Here is a 15,805-nt window from a genome sequence, read left to right on the forward strand (position 1 = left end):
TGATAGCTTATGCTCAATTTAGGGATTTTTAAAGCTGTGCTTATAAAATAATGCGTAAAGTGAAGGGTTAATTTAGTATTTTTTGTGTTTTTAAAATGAATTATGATAAATTCAAGATTTACTCTCTCTCTCTCTCTCGTTTTGCGCCAATTATTCTAATAAAAAAATCATCCTCAGCCTTAAAGGGTGCAAAGCCTCTGTCTTCTTTGGCAAAAAGAAGCTCATAATCCTTGCTTAAAGCCTCTTTTAAAGCCTTAAAATTTAAAAATCTCCTGTAATGCTCCTCGTAGATAAAGGCATCCTCTTCAACCCTTGCTCCAAGCTTATACAAGGAGTTTTTATATCCCCTGCATTCTATGGCTAAGATGCCCTTTGGCTTTAAATTTCTTTTTATCCACTCAAAAAGCCTTTTTTGCTGCATTTCGTTGATAGAGTGCAAGGTAAAGCGTGAATAAACAGCATCAAAACCCTCATCAAAGTCTTTTAAAGCCGTAAAATCTCCACTTTCAAAGGCTAAATTTTCTAAATCATACCCCTTTTTTAAAAACTCTATCACATTTTCACATTGATCTATGCCTAAAACCTTAATGCCATTTTTTGCAAAATACAAACTGTCTCTGCCATTTCCACAACCAAGCTCAACAAGGCTAAACTCAGGCTTTAAAAAGCCTTCTTTGCAAAATCTAGCAAACAAGCTTGGAGCTTCTTCTTTTAAATGAGTGTTATAATAAGCCTTCCAGTAGCTCTTATCATCTCTTTTTTGTAAAAAATCAAGCCCTTTTTCAAGGGCTTCTTCGTCAATTTGCATCATAAAACTTCTTTCTTAAATTTTGTCAATTATAGCAAAAAACATACCAACTTTACATTTCAAATCAAAAAGAGCATAAATTTTTTTTAAGCCTAAAAATTTATCAAAAAGCACTGTTTATAAAAGCTTTGTTCTTTTGAGTTTAAAGGGTATTTTGCAAAAGATTCCACAAGTTAAAGATAAATATAAAAATTCACAGCACGAGTTAAAGGCAAATATAAAAATTCACCCTGTGAATTTTTTAAACTTTTTTGCCAAAAAAGGCAAAGAATGATAAAGCTTTTTTAAAAAGCCTTTAAACAGCTTTTAAATACCCCTTTGCAAGGCTTCATTTTGAATTTTCTAACAAAGCATTCTCATCTTTTTCAAACACCCTTAAAAACTCGTTTTTATACTCTTTTGCCTTGATTAAAACTATGATTTTTCCTGCGAAATTCACGGTTACAAAATTATTTGTGCTTTTTAGCAAATTCCTTTGCTTTGCTATGCTTAAAACCGAGTTTTTGTTTAAATTCCTCACAAAATATCTTATGCTTTTTGTGAATTTCTCGCCCTTTTCGTTTATTAAAAGCCCTGAAAAGTCCTTGTAGTAGCGGTAACTTACTTTTGCTTCTTCTTCTACAAAGTGAGTAAAGGTGTAGCCTAAATCCTGCGTGCCAAAAAGCATTATCTTGCCATCTTCCTTTGTCAAAATGTCATACACACAGCCCTTGCCAAAGCAAGAAGCATAGTCTTTTGAAAAGGCTTCTTGCTTAAAACCAGCCACCCCAAAGGAAAAGATAGGCTCATTTGTGCGAAAAACCCCATTTTGCTTTCTAAAAAATTCGCTCAAAACCCCCATAGTGCTTTTTGAATTAGCCTTATCAAAGGCTAGGTTTTTACAAAAGCTGTAAGTAAAGGTTGGCATTAAAAGCGTGCCACTTTCTCCCAAAACCTGCCAAAAGCACTGCAAAATAGCACTTAAAAACTCAGCCCTTGGCAAAAGTGGCACTCCAAAGCCAAAAAGCTCACTATGCACGCAAACCGTGTCGCCTTGTTTTAAGCCACAGTTGTCAAGGCAGGTGATTAAGTCCTCATCATAAAAGATTTTGCCCTTAAATTCAAGCAAGGCTTTCATTTCATAGCCCTTTGTATCATCTTTTTGATAGCCTCAAAGCTTTCAAAGTTTTCAGCCTCGATAAACTCAGCACTCAAGGGCTTTTTGTAGGTCTTTTCTATCTCAGCCACCAAAGCCATAATGTCAAGTGAGTCGATGATGCCACCACTTAAAAGTCCGCTCATCTCAGGCTTAATGTCGCTTCGCTCGATTTTGGCGAAAAGCTCGGTAATTTCTTTCATTTTGTGTCCTTTATGTTGATATAAAGCCCATTTTGTAGGCTTATTTTCAAGCCTTTTTGCGAGATTTCGTAAAAAAGCACCTCAATTTCCTTGCCAAAAAGTTTGATTTTAGGCACTGCCACGCCCTCTCTAAAAGCCCCTATATCAAAGGCTCTTAAAAAGCGTGAAATTTTTTCTTTTTTCCAAGATAACTCTAAAATAGCGTTGTTTGGCAAGGCTGTGCTTTTGTGAATTTCGCCCTTGCCTTTTTGTTTTGTGAATTTTTTGGCTTCAAAATTTATCAAAGCCTCTTTAAACGCACTTATAGCGAGTTTATGCTGGGACATAAGCAAGGCTTTGGCTGTGGTGTTTTCATCGATTTTTATGGCTTTTTGTGCGAGTATGTCGCCTGTGTCTATGTCACTATCCACCAAATGCCAAGAAATGCCACTTTGCAAGTCGCCCTCATAAATCGCCCAAATGTGAGCATTTACGCCTCTATGCTTTGGCAAAAGGGCGTTGTGATAGTTTATAATGATGTTTTGTTCTACAATTTTGGGCGAAAAAAGATAAAAATTGTTTGCACTAATGATGAGAGCGTTTTTTAAATTTGCAAAAAATTCATCAAAAAAGGGCTTTTTTTGCGTGTCAAATTCCATAAATTCAGCCCTTGTTTTAAAATGCTCGTTTAGCAAAGCCTCGCAAGTCTTTGCTACCTTGCCTTTGCCGATGATTATAAATTTGCTAAAATTCATTTTTTGTCCTTTTTTGCTGAATTTAGGGCTTTTTTAGACAATTTCACTCAAAGCCTTTCTGTCGATTTTTCCATTTGCGTTTAATTTGAATTTATCAATTCTAATAAAAAGAGAGGGCATCATATAGCCTAAAATCTTGCTTTTTAAATAGCCCTTTAAATCAAGCTCAAACTCGCTTTCATAAAAGGCTATAATCATCTCATTTTTAAAGATACAAGCTGAATTTTTCACCTTTTCGTGGGCATTTAAAAGGCTTTCTAGCTCACCAAGTTCTACCCTGTGTCCCTTGATTTTGATTTGATTATCCACTCTGCCAAAGCACAAAAGCTCACCGAATTCATTGTAAGCGACTATGTCGCCCGTTTTGTAAAGTAAATCAAGATAATTTGAATGCAAGGGATTTTGCAAAAAAGCAGACTCTGTTTTTTCTTTATCCGCATAATATCCCAAAGAAAGCGAAGCCCCACGCACGAAAAGCTCGCCCTTAACGCCAACTTGCCCCTCATCAATGAGCCTTAACTTCTCATCAAAAACCAAAAGCTCGGTGTTCGCACAAGCCTTGCCTATGGGCAAAATATCTTCGTCCTTAAATTCACGGTCAATCTTATAAAAACAGCACACATCGGTAATCTCAGTAGGTCCGTAAAGATTTGCAAAAAGGGTGTTTTTAAGGTGCTTTCTCTAGTAATTTAGCTGTTTGTTAGGCATAATTTCCCCGCAAAAAAGCACCTTTTTAAGACTTTTTAGCGTGAAATTTGCCAAAGCCTTTGTGTTTGCAAAATAAATCAAAACAGATGGCACCCAAAAAATCATAGAAATTTGATGCCTTTGCAAATACTCGCAAATCTTGCTAGGAAAGGCAAAAAGGGCATTTGGCAGGATATGAAGTGTAGCACCAACCTTTATGCTTGAAAAAATATCCAAAATGGAGTTGTCAAAATAAAAGGGTGCTTGATTTGCCAAAATCTCATTTTCGTTTAACGCAAATTCCTCACACACCCAAAAGCTGTAATCAATCACGCTTTTATGCGCTATGCTTACGCCCTTTGGTGTGCCTGTGCTACCGCTTGTGAAGAAAACATAGAGTAAATTCGTGTCAATGTGCCTTTGTCTTGCCTTAAAAAGTGCCTTTAAATTCACGTTAAAATTCTCAAAATCCTCGCAATGCAAGGTGTGAGGGATAGCCTTAAAATGAAAGTTAAGTTCTTTTGAGGTGATGAGAATTTGAGGCTTTAAAACGCTAATGATTTTTTCTACTCGCTCAAAGGGCGTTTTTTCGTCCAAAAGTGTGTAAAAATTCCCACTTTTTGCCACGCCCAAAAAACTCACAAGGCAAGAAATGCCCTTTGGCAAGATGATAAGAACGGGCATTTGCCTTTGTGTTTTTAGTGTGGCTTGAATGCTTAAAATTTTGCTTGCTAATTTTTTGCAAAGTTCGTCAAAGTCCTTGTAGCTTATGCCTTTGTCATTTTCTACAAAGGCAGTTTTATTTGGAAATTTTTGCACGGTCTTTTGCAAAAAATCATCAATGTGTCTAATCATTTTTAGCCTTTTTGTGAATTTTTTGTGAAAATTTGCATTGCCTTACAAAGTGTAGCCTTATACGCTGTGAATTTTTTAAGAAATTCACACAAGCTTTGTCATTTTTAGCCTTTTTGTAAAAAAGGCGAAGAATCCACAAATTCACGGTTTGTGTGAATTTTTTGGCTATTTTTAAATGTTTTGAATTTTTTGACTTTGGTGTGAATTTTTTTAACAATTTGCTAAAAAAATTCATGCATTTTTCAAAAACTTCACAAAACTTGCCACCTTTTTTCAAAAAATCATTTTTTATCATTTTTCACCCTTTTTATGAGTTTATGTTTTAGCAAGGCTTCAATGCTGTTTTCAAGCTCGTAAGCCTTAATCCCAAGCCTTGAAGCTATGTCGATGAGATCATTTTTGCCATCGCAAAAGGCGAGGACATCTATAAGTTCTTTTGCTGAAAATTTGCTCTTTGTTGTCGAAAGAGTAGGGTAAAGCCCCCTTTTGCCAAGATTTGGCTCGCAAATGATGGTGTTTTTATAAACAGCGTTAATTTCTAAATTGAAGATGAGTTCTTTAAGAGCGTTTAAGGTGTTGCTAAAACCAGCGACACTTACATAAGATAAATCGTCCAAGCTTGTATGATAGCGAGTTTTCACATAGTTTTCATCGCTAAAACAAGTTCTTTGTATGCTAACAAGGGGTAAATTCACCAAGGGTGAGCAAAACTGCCTTTCATCACTACCTCTAAACTTAAAGTCCCAAGCCTTAAAATTTGGCTTATCTTTTAGTGTATGCAGGGCAACTTTATCAGCCAAGGTGTTAGCATTTGGACTGTGTAAGAGGGTGTAAGCATTATCATCAGCACAACAACTTAAGGCAAAGCCCGCTTTCACACGCCTTTGCAAGTGCTTTAAATGCCGCCAAAGATAAACTATGCTGCCTATGGTTTCTGGTATAAAAATAAAGCGGTAGTCGTATCTGCGGTATTTGGGTAGGATTTTAAATGTGTCATTTGCTAAAATTTGTTTTGCAATCTGTTCTGTGGCTTTGGCATTTTTCTTTTCTAAAATTTGCCTTTTAATTTCGCCGTTTTGCTTTTTTAAATTTTGATTTTGGCTATCTTGGCTTTTTAAACCTTGCTTTTTAGAGTTGAGTTCCCCCCCCCCCTTGTAATAAGGCTTTGGCTAAAAATGTAGCCACCACAGGTCCGCTTAATTCATTGTTTGCCATAGATGGATGACAAAGATAGCTTGAAAATAAAATCTCGCCCTCGCTCTTTGTCGTAGCTGGTATGACAAAGTCTGCATAGTTTAAAACGCCCTTTTCATCAAGGCTTGAGTCTATTACAACCTTATAAACTCCCTTTTTTAAGGCTTTTCTCTCATTGTGGGCTATGCAAAAGCCCCACCGCCTTTTGTAGTAGCTTGTTACATAGGGAATGGCATTTGGCAAATGTTGAAGCGAGTATAAATGCTCTTGCAGCTCATCAAGGCTCAACTCTTGGCACACAGGCACAGAATAGCTCATTAAATGCAAATTATTTTTCTTAAAATCACAGATTTTCTCCCCACTTGGCGTGATGATGTAGGCATCCTTGCAGTTCCATTCACTTGGCACGACCCAGTCAAATACCCTTGTGCCGCTTTTAATGGAGTGCATTTTCATAATGCCACCAAGCTCGGCGTTTAAAAGCTCTAAACTCTGCCTAAAACCCTCGCCCGTAATGCTTCGACAAATGGGAAAAAGCCTTTCGCAAAGTGCAAACATAGCCTCGCCCTCATTTGAGCGTGCGTTGTTTGCCAAATTTGAGTCTTGTGAATTTGCGCTTAATTTTTTACTCACAGTTACTCCGCCCTTTCAAGCAGCTCAAAGAGGGTGTTTTTTACAAAATTAGCATCTTTTAGGCTCATTTCTTGATGACAAGGAATTGAAAGCTCTGCCTTGTAAAAATTATCTGCCTTTTCAAGATAAAAGTCCTTTAAATGTGGCATATTTTTGTAAAAAGAAAAGGCATAGCTTGGCTTATAATGCACTTGAGCGCCTATATTTTGCCTTAAAAGCTCCTCGAAGATAAACTCTTTTTTGCAGTAAAACTCAGGGTAAAGCAAGATAGGATAAAGATGGCGCGAGCTTTTTTTGTAAGGCTTTATGTTTATGGTTGAAAAATAAGGATTTTTAGCAAATTCTTTATCATAAAAGGCGGCTATTTGCTCCCTTTTTGCAAGCATATTATCAAGCTTTTTAAGCTGATTTATACCCAAAGCACAAGCTACATCGCTTAATCTATAATTATAGCCAAGCTCTGTGCTATCGCTATCCCATAGCCTTTTTTTAAAGATACCGTGGCTACGAAGGAGTTTTGCTCTTTCTATCAAGCCCTCATCATCGCTTAATAAGGCCCCACCCTCAAAGGTAGTAATAGGCTTTACAGGGTGAAAGGAAAAGACGGTTAAATTGGCGTGTGAGCCTACCTTTTGCCCTTTAAATTCAGCACCCAGTGCGTGGCTAGCATCATCTAAGAGGGGGATTTGATATTTTTGAGCCAAAGCTTTGATAGTGTCAATTTCTACGCTATTTCCTGCAAAATCAACCACCACAATAGCTGCTAAATCATCGCTTTTTTGCTTTAATCTTGCTTCAAGCTTGTTTTCATCGATATTGCCATCATCTTTTATGTCAATAAATTCAACCGAAGCACCTGCCATCACCGCTGCATTTGCTGTGGCTATGAAGCTTATAGGACTTGTTAAAATCCTTTTATTTTTAACATTTAAGACAGAGTAGGCTAGATGTAAGGCAGAGGTAGCTGAATTTACAACGCAAGCTGCTTTTACTCCAACATACTCGCACAAGGCTTTCTCAAAGGCTTGCACCTTGTCCCCGCCGGTTAAAAACTCATCTTTGAGTGCTGAAATGACGGCGTTTATATCGCTTTCATCTATATTTTGGTGTGAGTAGCTTAGCATTTGCACCACCTTTCAAAATTGTGCTTTTCATAAAATTGCCCTTTAAAATTTGCTTTGTTTTTTAAAATTTATTTTAAAAATTTGTAAAAAATTCACAAAATTCAGCGAATTTTCGCAAATTTAAAGCCAAAAAAATTCACAAAAATCGTCATTGCGAGCAAATCCGCAAGGATTTGCGTGGCAATCCATACTTTAAAAAAGCTATGACGTGATTTTTTTAGAAATGCCAAATAAATTCACGCCTTTTTAAAATAATTAAGGCTAACAGCAAGAAGACTGTGGATTGCCACGACTTGACTTCTCTCGCAATGACACGCTAGCGCAAAAATTCACACTTTTTGTGAATTTGTGGATTGCCACGCTCGTGCTACGCACTTCGCTCACGGTGACGAGTTATTTTTTAAAATTTGCCAAAAAATTCACAAAATTCAGCGAATTTTCGCAAATTTAAAACCAAAAAAATTCACAAAAATCGTCATTGCGAGCAAATCCGCAAGGATTTGCGTGGCAATCCATACTTTAAAAAAGCTATGACGTGATTTTTTTAGAAATGCCAAATAAATTCACGCCTTTTTAAAATAATTAAGGCTAACAGCAAGAAGACTGTGGATTGCCACGACTTGACTTCTCTCGCAATGACATGCTACCGCAAAAATTCACAAAATTCAGCGAATTTTTTGAATTTTTATCATTTTAAAGCCAAAAAAATTCAAGCAAATTCCCCAAATTTTCTAAAAAATTCACTAAGTTTCACAAAATTCTCATCCATTTCACATATCTGCTTTTTCTATGATTTGCAAAAGCTCTTTTTCACTCGCCCACTGGGTGTTATTATCAGAGCTGTATGAAAAGCCATCATTTACTTTTTTGCCCTTTTCACCAAGTGCATTTTGACTAAAATCCCTATCAACATTTGCAAATTTTATACTTGGAGCGATGATATAATAATCCTTAAATTCATAGGTTAAATGACTATCATCGCTTGAAATCATTATCTCGTGTAGCTTTTCGCCAGCCCTTATGCCTATGATTTTAAATTTTGCCTTTGGAGCAAGAGCGTGGGCTAGATCAGTGATCTTCATTGAGGGAATTTTAGGGATAAAAATTTCACCCCCGTGCATCCTGCTAAAATTACCCAGCACAAATTTCACGCCGTCCTCTAAGCTTATCCAAAACCTTGTCATCCTCTCATCTGTGATGGGTAACTCCTTTGTGCCATTTGCGATTAATCTTTTAAAAAGAGGCACAACAGAGCCACGAGAACCAACTACATTTCCATATCTTGTAACGCTGAATTTGGTGTTATCTAAACCGACTATGTTATTAGCCGCGATGAAAAGCTTATCGCTTGCTAGCTTTGTCGCACCATAAAGATTGATTGGATTGCAAGCCTTGTCGGTGGAAAGGGCTATGCAGGCTTTGACATTATTTTCAAGGCAAGCGTCTATGACATTTTGCGCACCTTCTATGTTGGTTTTAATGCACTCCATAGGATTATACTCAGCTATTGGCACTTGTTTTAGTGCTGCTGCGTGTATGACAAAATCCACCCCACGCATAGCACGAATGAGCCTTTCTTTGTCCCTGACATCACCTATGAAATAACGCATACAAGGGGCATTGAAATGCTGAGACATCTCATACTGTTTTAATTCATCACGCGAATAAATGATGATCTTGTTTGGCTTGAATTTTTCAAGCAAGATCCTTGTATAAGTCTTGCCAAAACTGCCTGTGCCACCTGTGATGAGAACATTTTTGCCATTAAACATTAATTTTCCTTCAATCTAAGTTGAAAATGAGTTAGCAAAAACTGTTCCATTTTTAAAAACTAAGTCGCATTTTACATTTTGTTTAAAACTAAGATTGATGTTTAAAAATTTAGCAAAAGGCTTGAATTTTAACTTGTTTTTGTGGGGATCTAAGCTGATTAAAGGGGTTATAATCAAATCTTTTTGCTTTTGGCTCCTGTTTAAGCCTTGTGAATTTTTAAGGCTTATCTTTGCCTTTGACTTGCATTTTTTATAAGATTTTAAATTTTTTATCTTAAAGCAAAAAAAGGCTTGTTTAAATTCACATTCTTTTTTAAATGCCTTTAAATTTGCCTTGAATTTTTTTAAATGCCCTTAAGGGTGCAAAAAATTATTTAAGAATTCTTGGCAGAGTTATGCCTTCTTGCCTTTGATATTTGCCCTTTTTGTCTGCGTAAGTCGTGTCGCAGGGTGTATCTCCTTGCAAAAACAAGACCTGGGCTATGCCCTCATTTGCGTAAATTTTAGCAGGAAGGGGGGTGGTGTTTGAGATTTCTATGGTGATGTGTCCTTCAAAACCTGGCTCAAAGGGGGTTACATTGACTATTATGCCACATCTTGCATAAGTGCTTTTGCCAAGGCAAATGGCTAAAACATCATCTGGCATCTTAAAATACTCCACAGTGCGTGCCAAAGCAAAGGAATTTGCAGGCACTATGCAAACCTCACCCACAAAATCAACCACATTTTGCTCCACAAAATTTTTAGGATCAATGACTGTTGAATTCACATTTGTAAAGATCTTAAACTCTTGCCCCACTCTTATATCATAGCCATAGCTTGAAAGCCCGTAACTTACAACGCCCTTGCCAATATTTGCCTCGCAAAATGGCTCTATCATCTTGTGCTTTGTAGCCATCTCGCGTATCCAGCTGTCTGCCTTTAAACCCATAATTTATCCTTTAAATAAAGCTAATATTTTAGCAAAAAATTTAAGCAAAAATTCATTTTAATAGGCAAAATGCTTGATCTTATATGCTAAAATTGACAAAAAATTTAAGGAGAAAAAATGCCAATAGTTACAATAAAGCTTGTCAAGCCAGAACTTGAGGAAACTCAAAGAGAGGAGCTAATAGAAGATATAACCGAGCTTTTAAGCACGAAATATAAAAAAGCAAGGGAGAGGGTGGTTGTCATCATCGAGCCAATCGAAGCTTACAATGTAGGCTTTGCAGGAAAGACTGTTGAAAAGATAAAAAAGGAAGGAAAATGAAAGAGTTAAAAGTAGGGGAGAAGGCACCTGAATTTAGCCTTTTAAATCAAGATGGGGTGCAAATTTCACTTAAAGACTTTGTTGGAAAGAGGGTGGTTTTGTATTTTTACCCAAAGGATGATACTCCGGGATGTACCATTGAGGCTAATGATTTTAGCGCACTTTATGAGAAATTTTTAGCTAAAAATGCTGTTGTTTTGGGGCTTAGTCCGGATGATGGCAAAAGCCACTGCAAATTCATAGAAAAATTTAAGCTAAAACACAGTCTTTTGTGCGATACAGAAAAGATCGCTGCGAAGGCTTATGGGGCCTGGGGTATAAAGAAAAATTACGGCAAGGAGTATGAGGGCATACTTCGCAGTACCTTTGTGATAGATGAGAATGGCAAGATCGCACAAATTTATACAAATGTAGTAGCCAAGGATCACGCAGCCAAGGTCTTAGAAAGCTTGTAGATGCTTGTTCATATTTGTTGCAGTGTGGATAGTCATTTTTTTATAAGTGAGCTTAAAAAGCTTTATCCAAAAGAAAGGTTGGTTGGCTTTTTTTATGATCCAAACATTCATCCTTATGCTGAATACGAGCTTCGCTACTTAGATGTAAAGAGAAGTTGCGATAAATTGGGTCTTAGTTTGCATAAGGGTGAATATGATTTTACTCTGTGGATGCAAGCTGTTCGAGGCTTAGAGGATGAGCCAGAAAGAGGGGCAAGATGTGAGAATTGCTTTGAAATGAGGCTTGAAGAGGCTGCTAAATTTGCCCTTAAAATAGGAGAAAAAAGCCTTACAACCACGCTTTTAACAAGTCCAAAGAAGGATTTTTCCCAGCTTGAAAATGCTCTAAGGGCACAGTGCTCGCCCTTTGGAGTTGAATTTATAGCCCCTGATTTTCGTAAAAATGGAGGCACACAAAGGCAGTTTGAGTTGGCAAAGAAGGAAATGCTTTATCATCAAAATTACTGCGGCTGTCTTTATGCCCTTGCTAAGCAAAGACAAGGCAGAGGCTTTGTGGATGAGCTAATGAGCCCTCTTAGTCATCAGATCCTGCCAAATAGCATTGAGGAAAGAACAAAGCTTTTTAAAGAGTTGGGCAAGCTTGAAAAAAGGGGGCTTAAATTCAAGCTTGAAAGGGAGAAATTTTTAAACTACCGCCTTTTAAGTGCCAAGATCACAGCAGATAAAAAGCCAATAAAAGCCCACATAATGTTTTACTCTCATTTTAAGCTACAAAAAAGTGCTTTTACTGTGAATTTAAAGGATGGGCAAGGTGGGGTTTTAAAGATCTTAAAAGATGAGCTTGTTTTTTGGGATTTTGAGTATTTTAATGGCCTTGTTAGGCGTAAATTCAAAGACTTTAATGAGCTTTTAAAAAAGCCTTTAAGCGTGGAAAAGGAAATTAAACTTAGAACAAAGCATTTTGGTGCTTATAATCTTAGCCCCATTATCATTTGCGAGCGCTTACCTCAGGGCAAGATAGAAATTTTTGCAAAAAGTGAGATCTATTTTGACACCAGAGAAAGACTTGTTAAAGAAGCAAACGCTTAAATTTGAGCTAAAATTAGATTAAATTTAACAAGATTTCCCCTTATCAATTTGGCTCAAAATACTCTAATAGGATTTTCCCTTATCAATTTTAATAAATTTTGATGAGAATTTTGTCCCAAATTGTTCGTCTTAATTTAGTTTCTTTTAAGTGAAGTATAAAATTGTCTTTTTTTATCCAACGAAATTTATCAAGTCTAAACTTTGCAAATTTCTAATACGCAGTTGCGAGTGAAGTGCAGTAAAAAAATTCACAATTTCGTTGATATGGTTTCGTCCATTTGCAAACTCGTTTTTGTTATGTTTTACAAAATCTTGTGCCTTTGCACCTTCTTGCAAAGTTGCGAGTGTAACGAAGCAAAAAATCCACCAAACCATCATAGGCTTTGTAGTTCTTCTGAAATTGTGATATTTTTTACATCTGCAAAATCCCTTATAATAAGTAATAACTCTTTGGCAGAGCAAGTGTTTGAGCGTATAAACTCGTGCGATTGCGTTTTAGCAAGCCTTTTACTACGCAGTTACAAGAGGGGTAACGAAGTAAAAACACAGATGTTTTCTTGTCAGCCCCACGCCCACGCTTGCCACGCACTCTTTTAGCTCCTTCTGCTTGCAGTTACGAGTGTAACGAAGCAAAAAATAACTCTCATCAACTTCGATTTCACTACTCATTTTAGAGACTGTCTCGCATTCTTTGGTTATCAAAATGCAGATTTCTTTGAAAATTTTACACGAGCTTTGTTATGAAATTTGACAAAGCCCAGAGTATTTTATCTTTAAATCAATTCTTGCAAAGTGAGGATACGGCGAAGTAAAAAATGCTTCAAAATTCCTTAAATTTCTTTTGAGAAATTTACAAATGGATCTTTGTTTTTCATAGGACTTAGCTTAAAAATCCTTTGGTTTAAGTTTAATTGAGCCTAGTTAATAAATATAACTTGTTTGAATTTTTGCTTGCAAGAATTTAGCCTTAAAATTTATTTTAAGCCTTTTTAAATTAAAAAGCCTTTTATGTCCTTCTTTGTGAATTTTTAATTCTTGTTACTGTTTAATTTTGGTCAAATTCAACTTTAAAAGTTTTAAATTTCTATTTTTTGAAAAGCTTTGAAAGGGCATTTAAAAAGTATTGAAAGGGCATTCAAAAGGCATTGACAAGGCGTTAAAGTGGTTTTTTAGCTTGCTAGCATAAAACAGTTTTGTTTTTGGCTTTTATAAGCATTAAAACTGTTTTTCTTTTAGCTTTCTTTAAGCACTAAAGCTTTCTTGCCTTTAGTTTCCTAGTCCAAGCACTTAAAATGTCTTGCTTTTAATTTCTTAAGCATTAAAACAGTCTTGTTTTTAGCCTTAATTATAAAACCGTCTTGTTTGCAACTGTCTAGCCTTGAAAAATTTGCATTCTAAGCTCGATAATCTTCTTTAAATTTGAAAGCAGATTAAGAGTGGGCATAGCTTTAAATTCAAAAGCACCGAGTTTAAATTTATACTGTAAATTTATACTTTAAATTTATACTTTAAATTTATACTTTAAATTCAAAAACACCCATTCTAAATTCATATTTTGAATTCATAGTTTTAAATTCAGCCTAAATGTAAAAAGTTGCTTTAAATTCAAAAGACGGTGTGGAATTTGGCGACTTTTTTAAATTCAAGCGACAGTGTGAAATTTAGCTCAGTTCAAAAAAGCTCTTTTAAATTCAAAAGACAGTTTAAATTTAAACAACGATGTAAAATTTAGCCTAGTTCAAAAAACAGTTTAAAATCAGCCTAAATTCAAAAAAACAGTTTAAAATTCAGCCTCAAAGCAAAACTCCCTAGTTTCAAGCTTAAAAAATTCACACCCCTAGCAATTAAATTCATCTTAAAATTCAAGGTCTCAATCACTCAAAGCTATACTCAAATTTTAACTTACATTCAAATGCCTTTAAATTCAAAATCTTAACCACTCAAAGCCACTCTAAAATTTTTTAACTTAAATTCAAAGGACCTTAAATTCAAGGCAATTTAAATTTCAAAATGTTTTCAAAATGTTTTCGTCTCCTCTTATACTTTCCTCGTTTAAAATCAAAAAGGAAAGGAAAAACAATGAAGGCATTTAAACTTAGTCTCTTAGCCTTTTTGGCTACTAGTTCTTTTAACCCTTTACTTGCTAAGCCCTTGGAGGAAGCCATTAAAAATGTCGATATAAGCGGACATGCAAGGTATAGATATGAGGCCATATCTTGGCGTGAAAATAGCTTGCCCTTGGAAGCAAACGGCATTAGCTCGAAAAACGATCATCGCTTTCGTGCAGCCCTTGGGCTTAAATTTGATGTAAGCGATAATTTTAAGATCTACTCTCAGCTTTTTTATCACAATGACAGAAACGATGGGCACAGCGGCAGAGGAGCGCAAACTTCAAGACCCATTACCCTAAGACAGGCTTATTTGGAGTATCATCTAGCAGATTATGGCTACAAGGCTATTTTAGGACGACAAGAGCTTAAAACCATATGGACGGCTGATTTTGTCGGTATGGCTGCAAAGGGTATTTATAATCCTATACCAGAACTTACAGTGCTAGGCTTTGCCATTGATAGCTTTGAGGGAAGCACTTCAAATAATGTTTTTAGCCCAGCAGATGGCGATGCCATTGATTTTACCATCTTAGAACTTGGCGATTTAAATCAAAATAGAGGCACAGCAAATACAAGGCTTTATAAGTATAATCTATACGGAGGGGCTATAATTGGGGATTTTCAAGGCTTAAAGGCTGAGCTTTGGGGAGCTTATTGGCAACATGCGGCTAATCTTTGGGCCTTGAATTTAAAATATAATCTGCCTTTAAATGATGAGCTAAGCCTTGGAGTGAAGGCTAGTTATCTAGCAAATAGCATAGATAGCTATTTTAAAAACAATATAAACGGCGCAAACGGTCAGCTACTTGACGCAAGGCTTTTTATGAAAGCTTATGGGCTTGATGCTACGGTTGGAGGCATTACTTATGGTAAAAAGGATAAATTAAGCATTAATACCATAGAGGATGCAGGGAGTGCCGAGCTTGACTTTGGCAAGGAAATTTACTACCAAAAGGGCTCTTTTATCACAGTTTCACAAGGACAAAGTAGCTATGCTTATGCTATGCTTGGCTATACCTTGCCACTTGATCTAAGACTTGGAGTTCAGGCTATTTTTGGAGATACAAGGATGCAAAATATCCCAAATGAAGCAACTGTTGGTGCAGGAAAGAAGATGGAGCTTGTAGGGGAGGGCAAATTTAAGTATAATAAAAATCTTGAATTCCTAGCCTGGTATTCTTATCTTAGCACAAAGCACGAGGAAGTGCCTATAAAAAGCCTTAAACACACGGTTCGCTTTCAGGCATATTATAGATTTTAGCCCTTATTTTAGCCCTTATTTTAGCTCTGATTTTGGCCTTTACAAGGTAAAATTTGCCAGATTCAAATTTGCATTCTCAAGGGCTGGGCAAATTTTATGGAATTTTTGAATTTAAATCTACTATGTCTTTGTGTATCTTAGCCGCAAAAGACAGATTTCACATCCTTGCTTTAAATTTTAATTTTTTAAGGCTTAATATGCTTGGAGTGAATTTTTCTTATCAATTTTAATAAATTCAGTTGCAAGACAACCTAATCGGATTTTGGCTTATCAATTTTAATCAATTTTGATGAGAATTTTGTCTTAAATTTTGGCGATTGATACTTTTAGCTGATATAATTACGGCTGAAAGGTTGGTAAAATCGATGTTAAATAAGTATATATTTTTGCCCTACATTTCGGAGCGAAAATTTCGGCAAATTTTGGAGTGCTTTTGTGCTGATATTTGCGTGAGCAAAATCGCCGTTTTGTGTAAGGTTTCTCGTCCTTGTG

The 15,805-nt window shown here is 36.1% G+C and carries 18 protein-coding genes and 2 pseudogenes; 6 read left to right on the forward strand and 14 right to left on the reverse strand.

Going from position 1 to position 15,805, the window contains the following annotated elements:
* Positions 1 to 118 precede the first annotated feature (118 nt).
* The 9 genes and pseudogenes from DMC01_RS06935 to pseC form a co-directional block, all read right to left on the reverse strand.
* A complete protein-coding gene (locus DMC01_RS06935) occupies positions 119 to 811 on the reverse strand; it encodes a class I SAM-dependent methyltransferase (RefSeq protein ID WP_246059081.1) in 693 nt (230 codons plus the stop codon).
* A 325-nt stretch (positions 812 to 1,136) separates the two neighbouring features.
* Entirely contained in the window at positions 1,137 to 1,925 is a 789-nt protein-coding gene (locus DMC01_RS06940; protein WP_142693533.1) for an AAC(3) family N-acetyltransferase, read from the reverse strand.
* Positions 1,922 to 2,146, reverse strand: a complete 225-nt coding sequence (locus tag DMC01_RS06945) for an acyl carrier protein (protein ID WP_142693534.1) — start codon at positions 2,144 to 2,146, stop codon at positions 1,922 to 1,924. Before DMC01_RS06945 ends, DMC01_RS06940 begins: the two co-directional genes overlap by 4 nt.
* Entirely contained in the window at positions 2,143 to 2,880 is a 738-nt protein-coding gene (locus DMC01_RS06950) for a formyltransferase family protein (RefSeq protein WP_142693535.1), read from the reverse strand. Before DMC01_RS06950 ends, DMC01_RS06945 begins: the two co-directional genes overlap by 4 nt.
* A 33-nt stretch (positions 2,881 to 2,913) precedes the next feature.
* A pseudogene (locus DMC01_RS06955) lies at positions 2,914 to 4,422 on the reverse strand (amino acid adenylation domain-containing protein).
* Complete coding sequence (locus DMC01_RS06960; RefSeq protein ID WP_142693536.1) at positions 4,415 to 4,717, reverse strand: hypothetical protein; 303 nt, start codon at positions 4,715 to 4,717, stop codon at positions 4,415 to 4,417. Before DMC01_RS06960 ends, DMC01_RS06955 begins: the two are co-directional and overlap by 8 nt.
* Positions 4,704 to 5,489 carry a DUF4910 domain-containing protein gene (locus tag DMC01_RS06965; protein WP_142693537.1) on the reverse strand — a complete coding sequence of 262 codons (786 nt, stop codon included), beginning with the start codon at positions 5,487 to 5,489 and terminating at the stop codon, positions 4,704 to 4,706. The genes DMC01_RS06960 and DMC01_RS06965 overlap by 14 nt, the downstream gene beginning before the upstream one ends.
* Before the next feature lie 88 nt (positions 5,490 to 5,577).
* A pseudogene (locus tag DMC01_RS06970) lies at positions 5,578 to 6,174 on the reverse strand (DUF2172 domain-containing protein); the annotation flags it as partial.
* A gap of 77 nt (positions 6,175 to 6,251) precedes the next feature.
* Positions 6,252 to 7,373, reverse strand: a complete 1,122-nt coding sequence (pseC, locus tag DMC01_RS06975; protein ID WP_142693538.1) for a UDP-4-amino-4,6-dideoxy-N-acetyl-beta-L-altrosamine transaminase — start codon at positions 7,371 to 7,373, stop codon at positions 6,252 to 6,254.
* A gap of 283 nt (positions 7,374 to 7,656) precedes the next feature.
* Here pseC and DMC01_RS13440 point away from each other — a divergent pair, with 283 nt between their 5' ends.
* Positions 7,657 to 7,824 carry a hypothetical protein gene (locus DMC01_RS13440; RefSeq protein WP_185908804.1) on the forward strand — a complete coding sequence of 56 codons (168 nt, stop codon included), beginning with the start codon at positions 7,657 to 7,659 and terminating at the stop codon, positions 7,822 to 7,824.
* 319 nt (positions 7,825 to 8,143) lie between these two features.
* On the opposite strand, the gene pseB is transcribed toward DMC01_RS13440, so the two are convergent.
* Together pseB and dcd are read right to left on the reverse strand one after the other, a co-directional pair.
* On the reverse strand, positions 8,144 to 9,145 hold the full coding sequence (pseB, locus tag DMC01_RS06980; protein WP_142693539.1) for a UDP-N-acetylglucosamine 4,6-dehydratase (inverting): 1,002 nt from the start codon (positions 9,143 to 9,145) through the stop codon (positions 8,144 to 8,146).
* A 370-nt stretch (positions 9,146 to 9,515) separates the two neighbouring features.
* Positions 9,516 to 10,076 (reverse strand): dCTP deaminase, encoded by a 561-nt coding sequence (dcd, locus tag DMC01_RS06985; RefSeq protein ID WP_142693540.1) that lies wholly within the window; start codon positions 10,074 to 10,076, stop codon positions 9,516 to 9,518.
* 117 nt (positions 10,077 to 10,193) lie between these two features.
* On the opposite strand from dcd, the gene DMC01_RS06990 reads away from it, so the two are divergent.
* From DMC01_RS06990 to DMC01_RS07000, 3 genes are read left to right on the forward strand one after another with little or no spacing between them, the layout of a single operon-like run.
* Complete coding sequence (locus DMC01_RS06990; RefSeq protein ID WP_142693541.1) at positions 10,194 to 10,397, forward strand: tautomerase family protein; 204 nt, start codon at positions 10,194 to 10,196, stop codon at positions 10,395 to 10,397.
* The gene (gene bcp / locus DMC01_RS06995; protein WP_142693542.1) at positions 10,394 to 10,852 is read left to right on the forward strand and encodes a thioredoxin-dependent thiol peroxidase; all 459 of its coding nucleotides are present in this window, start codon (positions 10,394 to 10,396) and stop codon (positions 10,850 to 10,852) included. The genes DMC01_RS06990 and bcp overlap by 4 nt, the downstream gene beginning before the upstream one ends.
* Positions 10,853 to 11,941 carry an epoxyqueuosine reductase QueH gene (locus DMC01_RS07000; RefSeq protein ID WP_142693543.1) on the forward strand — a complete coding sequence of 363 codons (1,089 nt, stop codon included), beginning with the start codon at positions 10,853 to 10,855 and terminating at the stop codon, positions 11,939 to 11,941.
* Positions 11,942 to 12,112: 171 nt separating this feature from the next.
* Here DMC01_RS07000 and DMC01_RS15050 read toward each other — a convergent pair whose 3' ends face one another.
* Genes DMC01_RS15050 through DMC01_RS15060 form a run of 3 tightly spaced genes read right to left on the reverse strand, consistent with a single transcriptional unit; the run spans position 12,113 to position 12,643 of the window.
* The gene (locus tag DMC01_RS15050; RefSeq protein WP_246059082.1) at positions 12,113 to 12,316 is read right to left on the reverse strand and encodes a hypothetical protein; all 204 of its coding nucleotides are present in this window, start codon (positions 12,314 to 12,316) and stop codon (positions 12,113 to 12,115) included.
* A 55-nt stretch (positions 12,317 to 12,371) separates the two neighbouring features.
* The gene (locus DMC01_RS15055; protein WP_246059084.1) at positions 12,372 to 12,530 is read right to left on the reverse strand and encodes a hypothetical protein; all 159 of its coding nucleotides are present in this window, start codon (positions 12,528 to 12,530) and stop codon (positions 12,372 to 12,374) included.
* The gene (locus tag DMC01_RS15060; protein ID WP_246059086.1) at positions 12,452 to 12,643 is read right to left on the reverse strand and encodes a hypothetical protein; all 192 of its coding nucleotides are present in this window, start codon (positions 12,641 to 12,643) and stop codon (positions 12,452 to 12,454) included. The genes DMC01_RS15055 and DMC01_RS15060 overlap by 79 nt, the downstream gene beginning before the upstream one ends.
* 1,377 nt (positions 12,644 to 14,020) lie before the next feature.
* On the opposite strand from DMC01_RS15060, the gene DMC01_RS07010 reads away from it, so the two are divergent.
* Complete coding sequence (locus tag DMC01_RS07010; protein WP_185908805.1) at positions 14,021 to 15,313, forward strand: major outer membrane protein; 1,293 nt, start codon at positions 14,021 to 14,023, stop codon at positions 15,311 to 15,313.
* Between the two features lie 53 nt (positions 15,314 to 15,366).
* On the forward strand, positions 15,367 to 15,543 hold the full coding sequence (locus tag DMC01_RS13445; protein ID WP_185908806.1) for a hypothetical protein: 177 nt from the start codon (positions 15,367 to 15,369) through the stop codon (positions 15,541 to 15,543).
* The last annotated feature ends 262 nt before the right edge of the window (positions 15,544 to 15,805 follow it).

This window comes from Campylobacter troglodytis, from assembly GCF_006864425.1.
Classification (GTDB): Bacteria; Campylobacterota; Campylobacteria; order Campylobacterales; family Campylobacteraceae; genus Campylobacter_D; species Campylobacter_D troglodytis.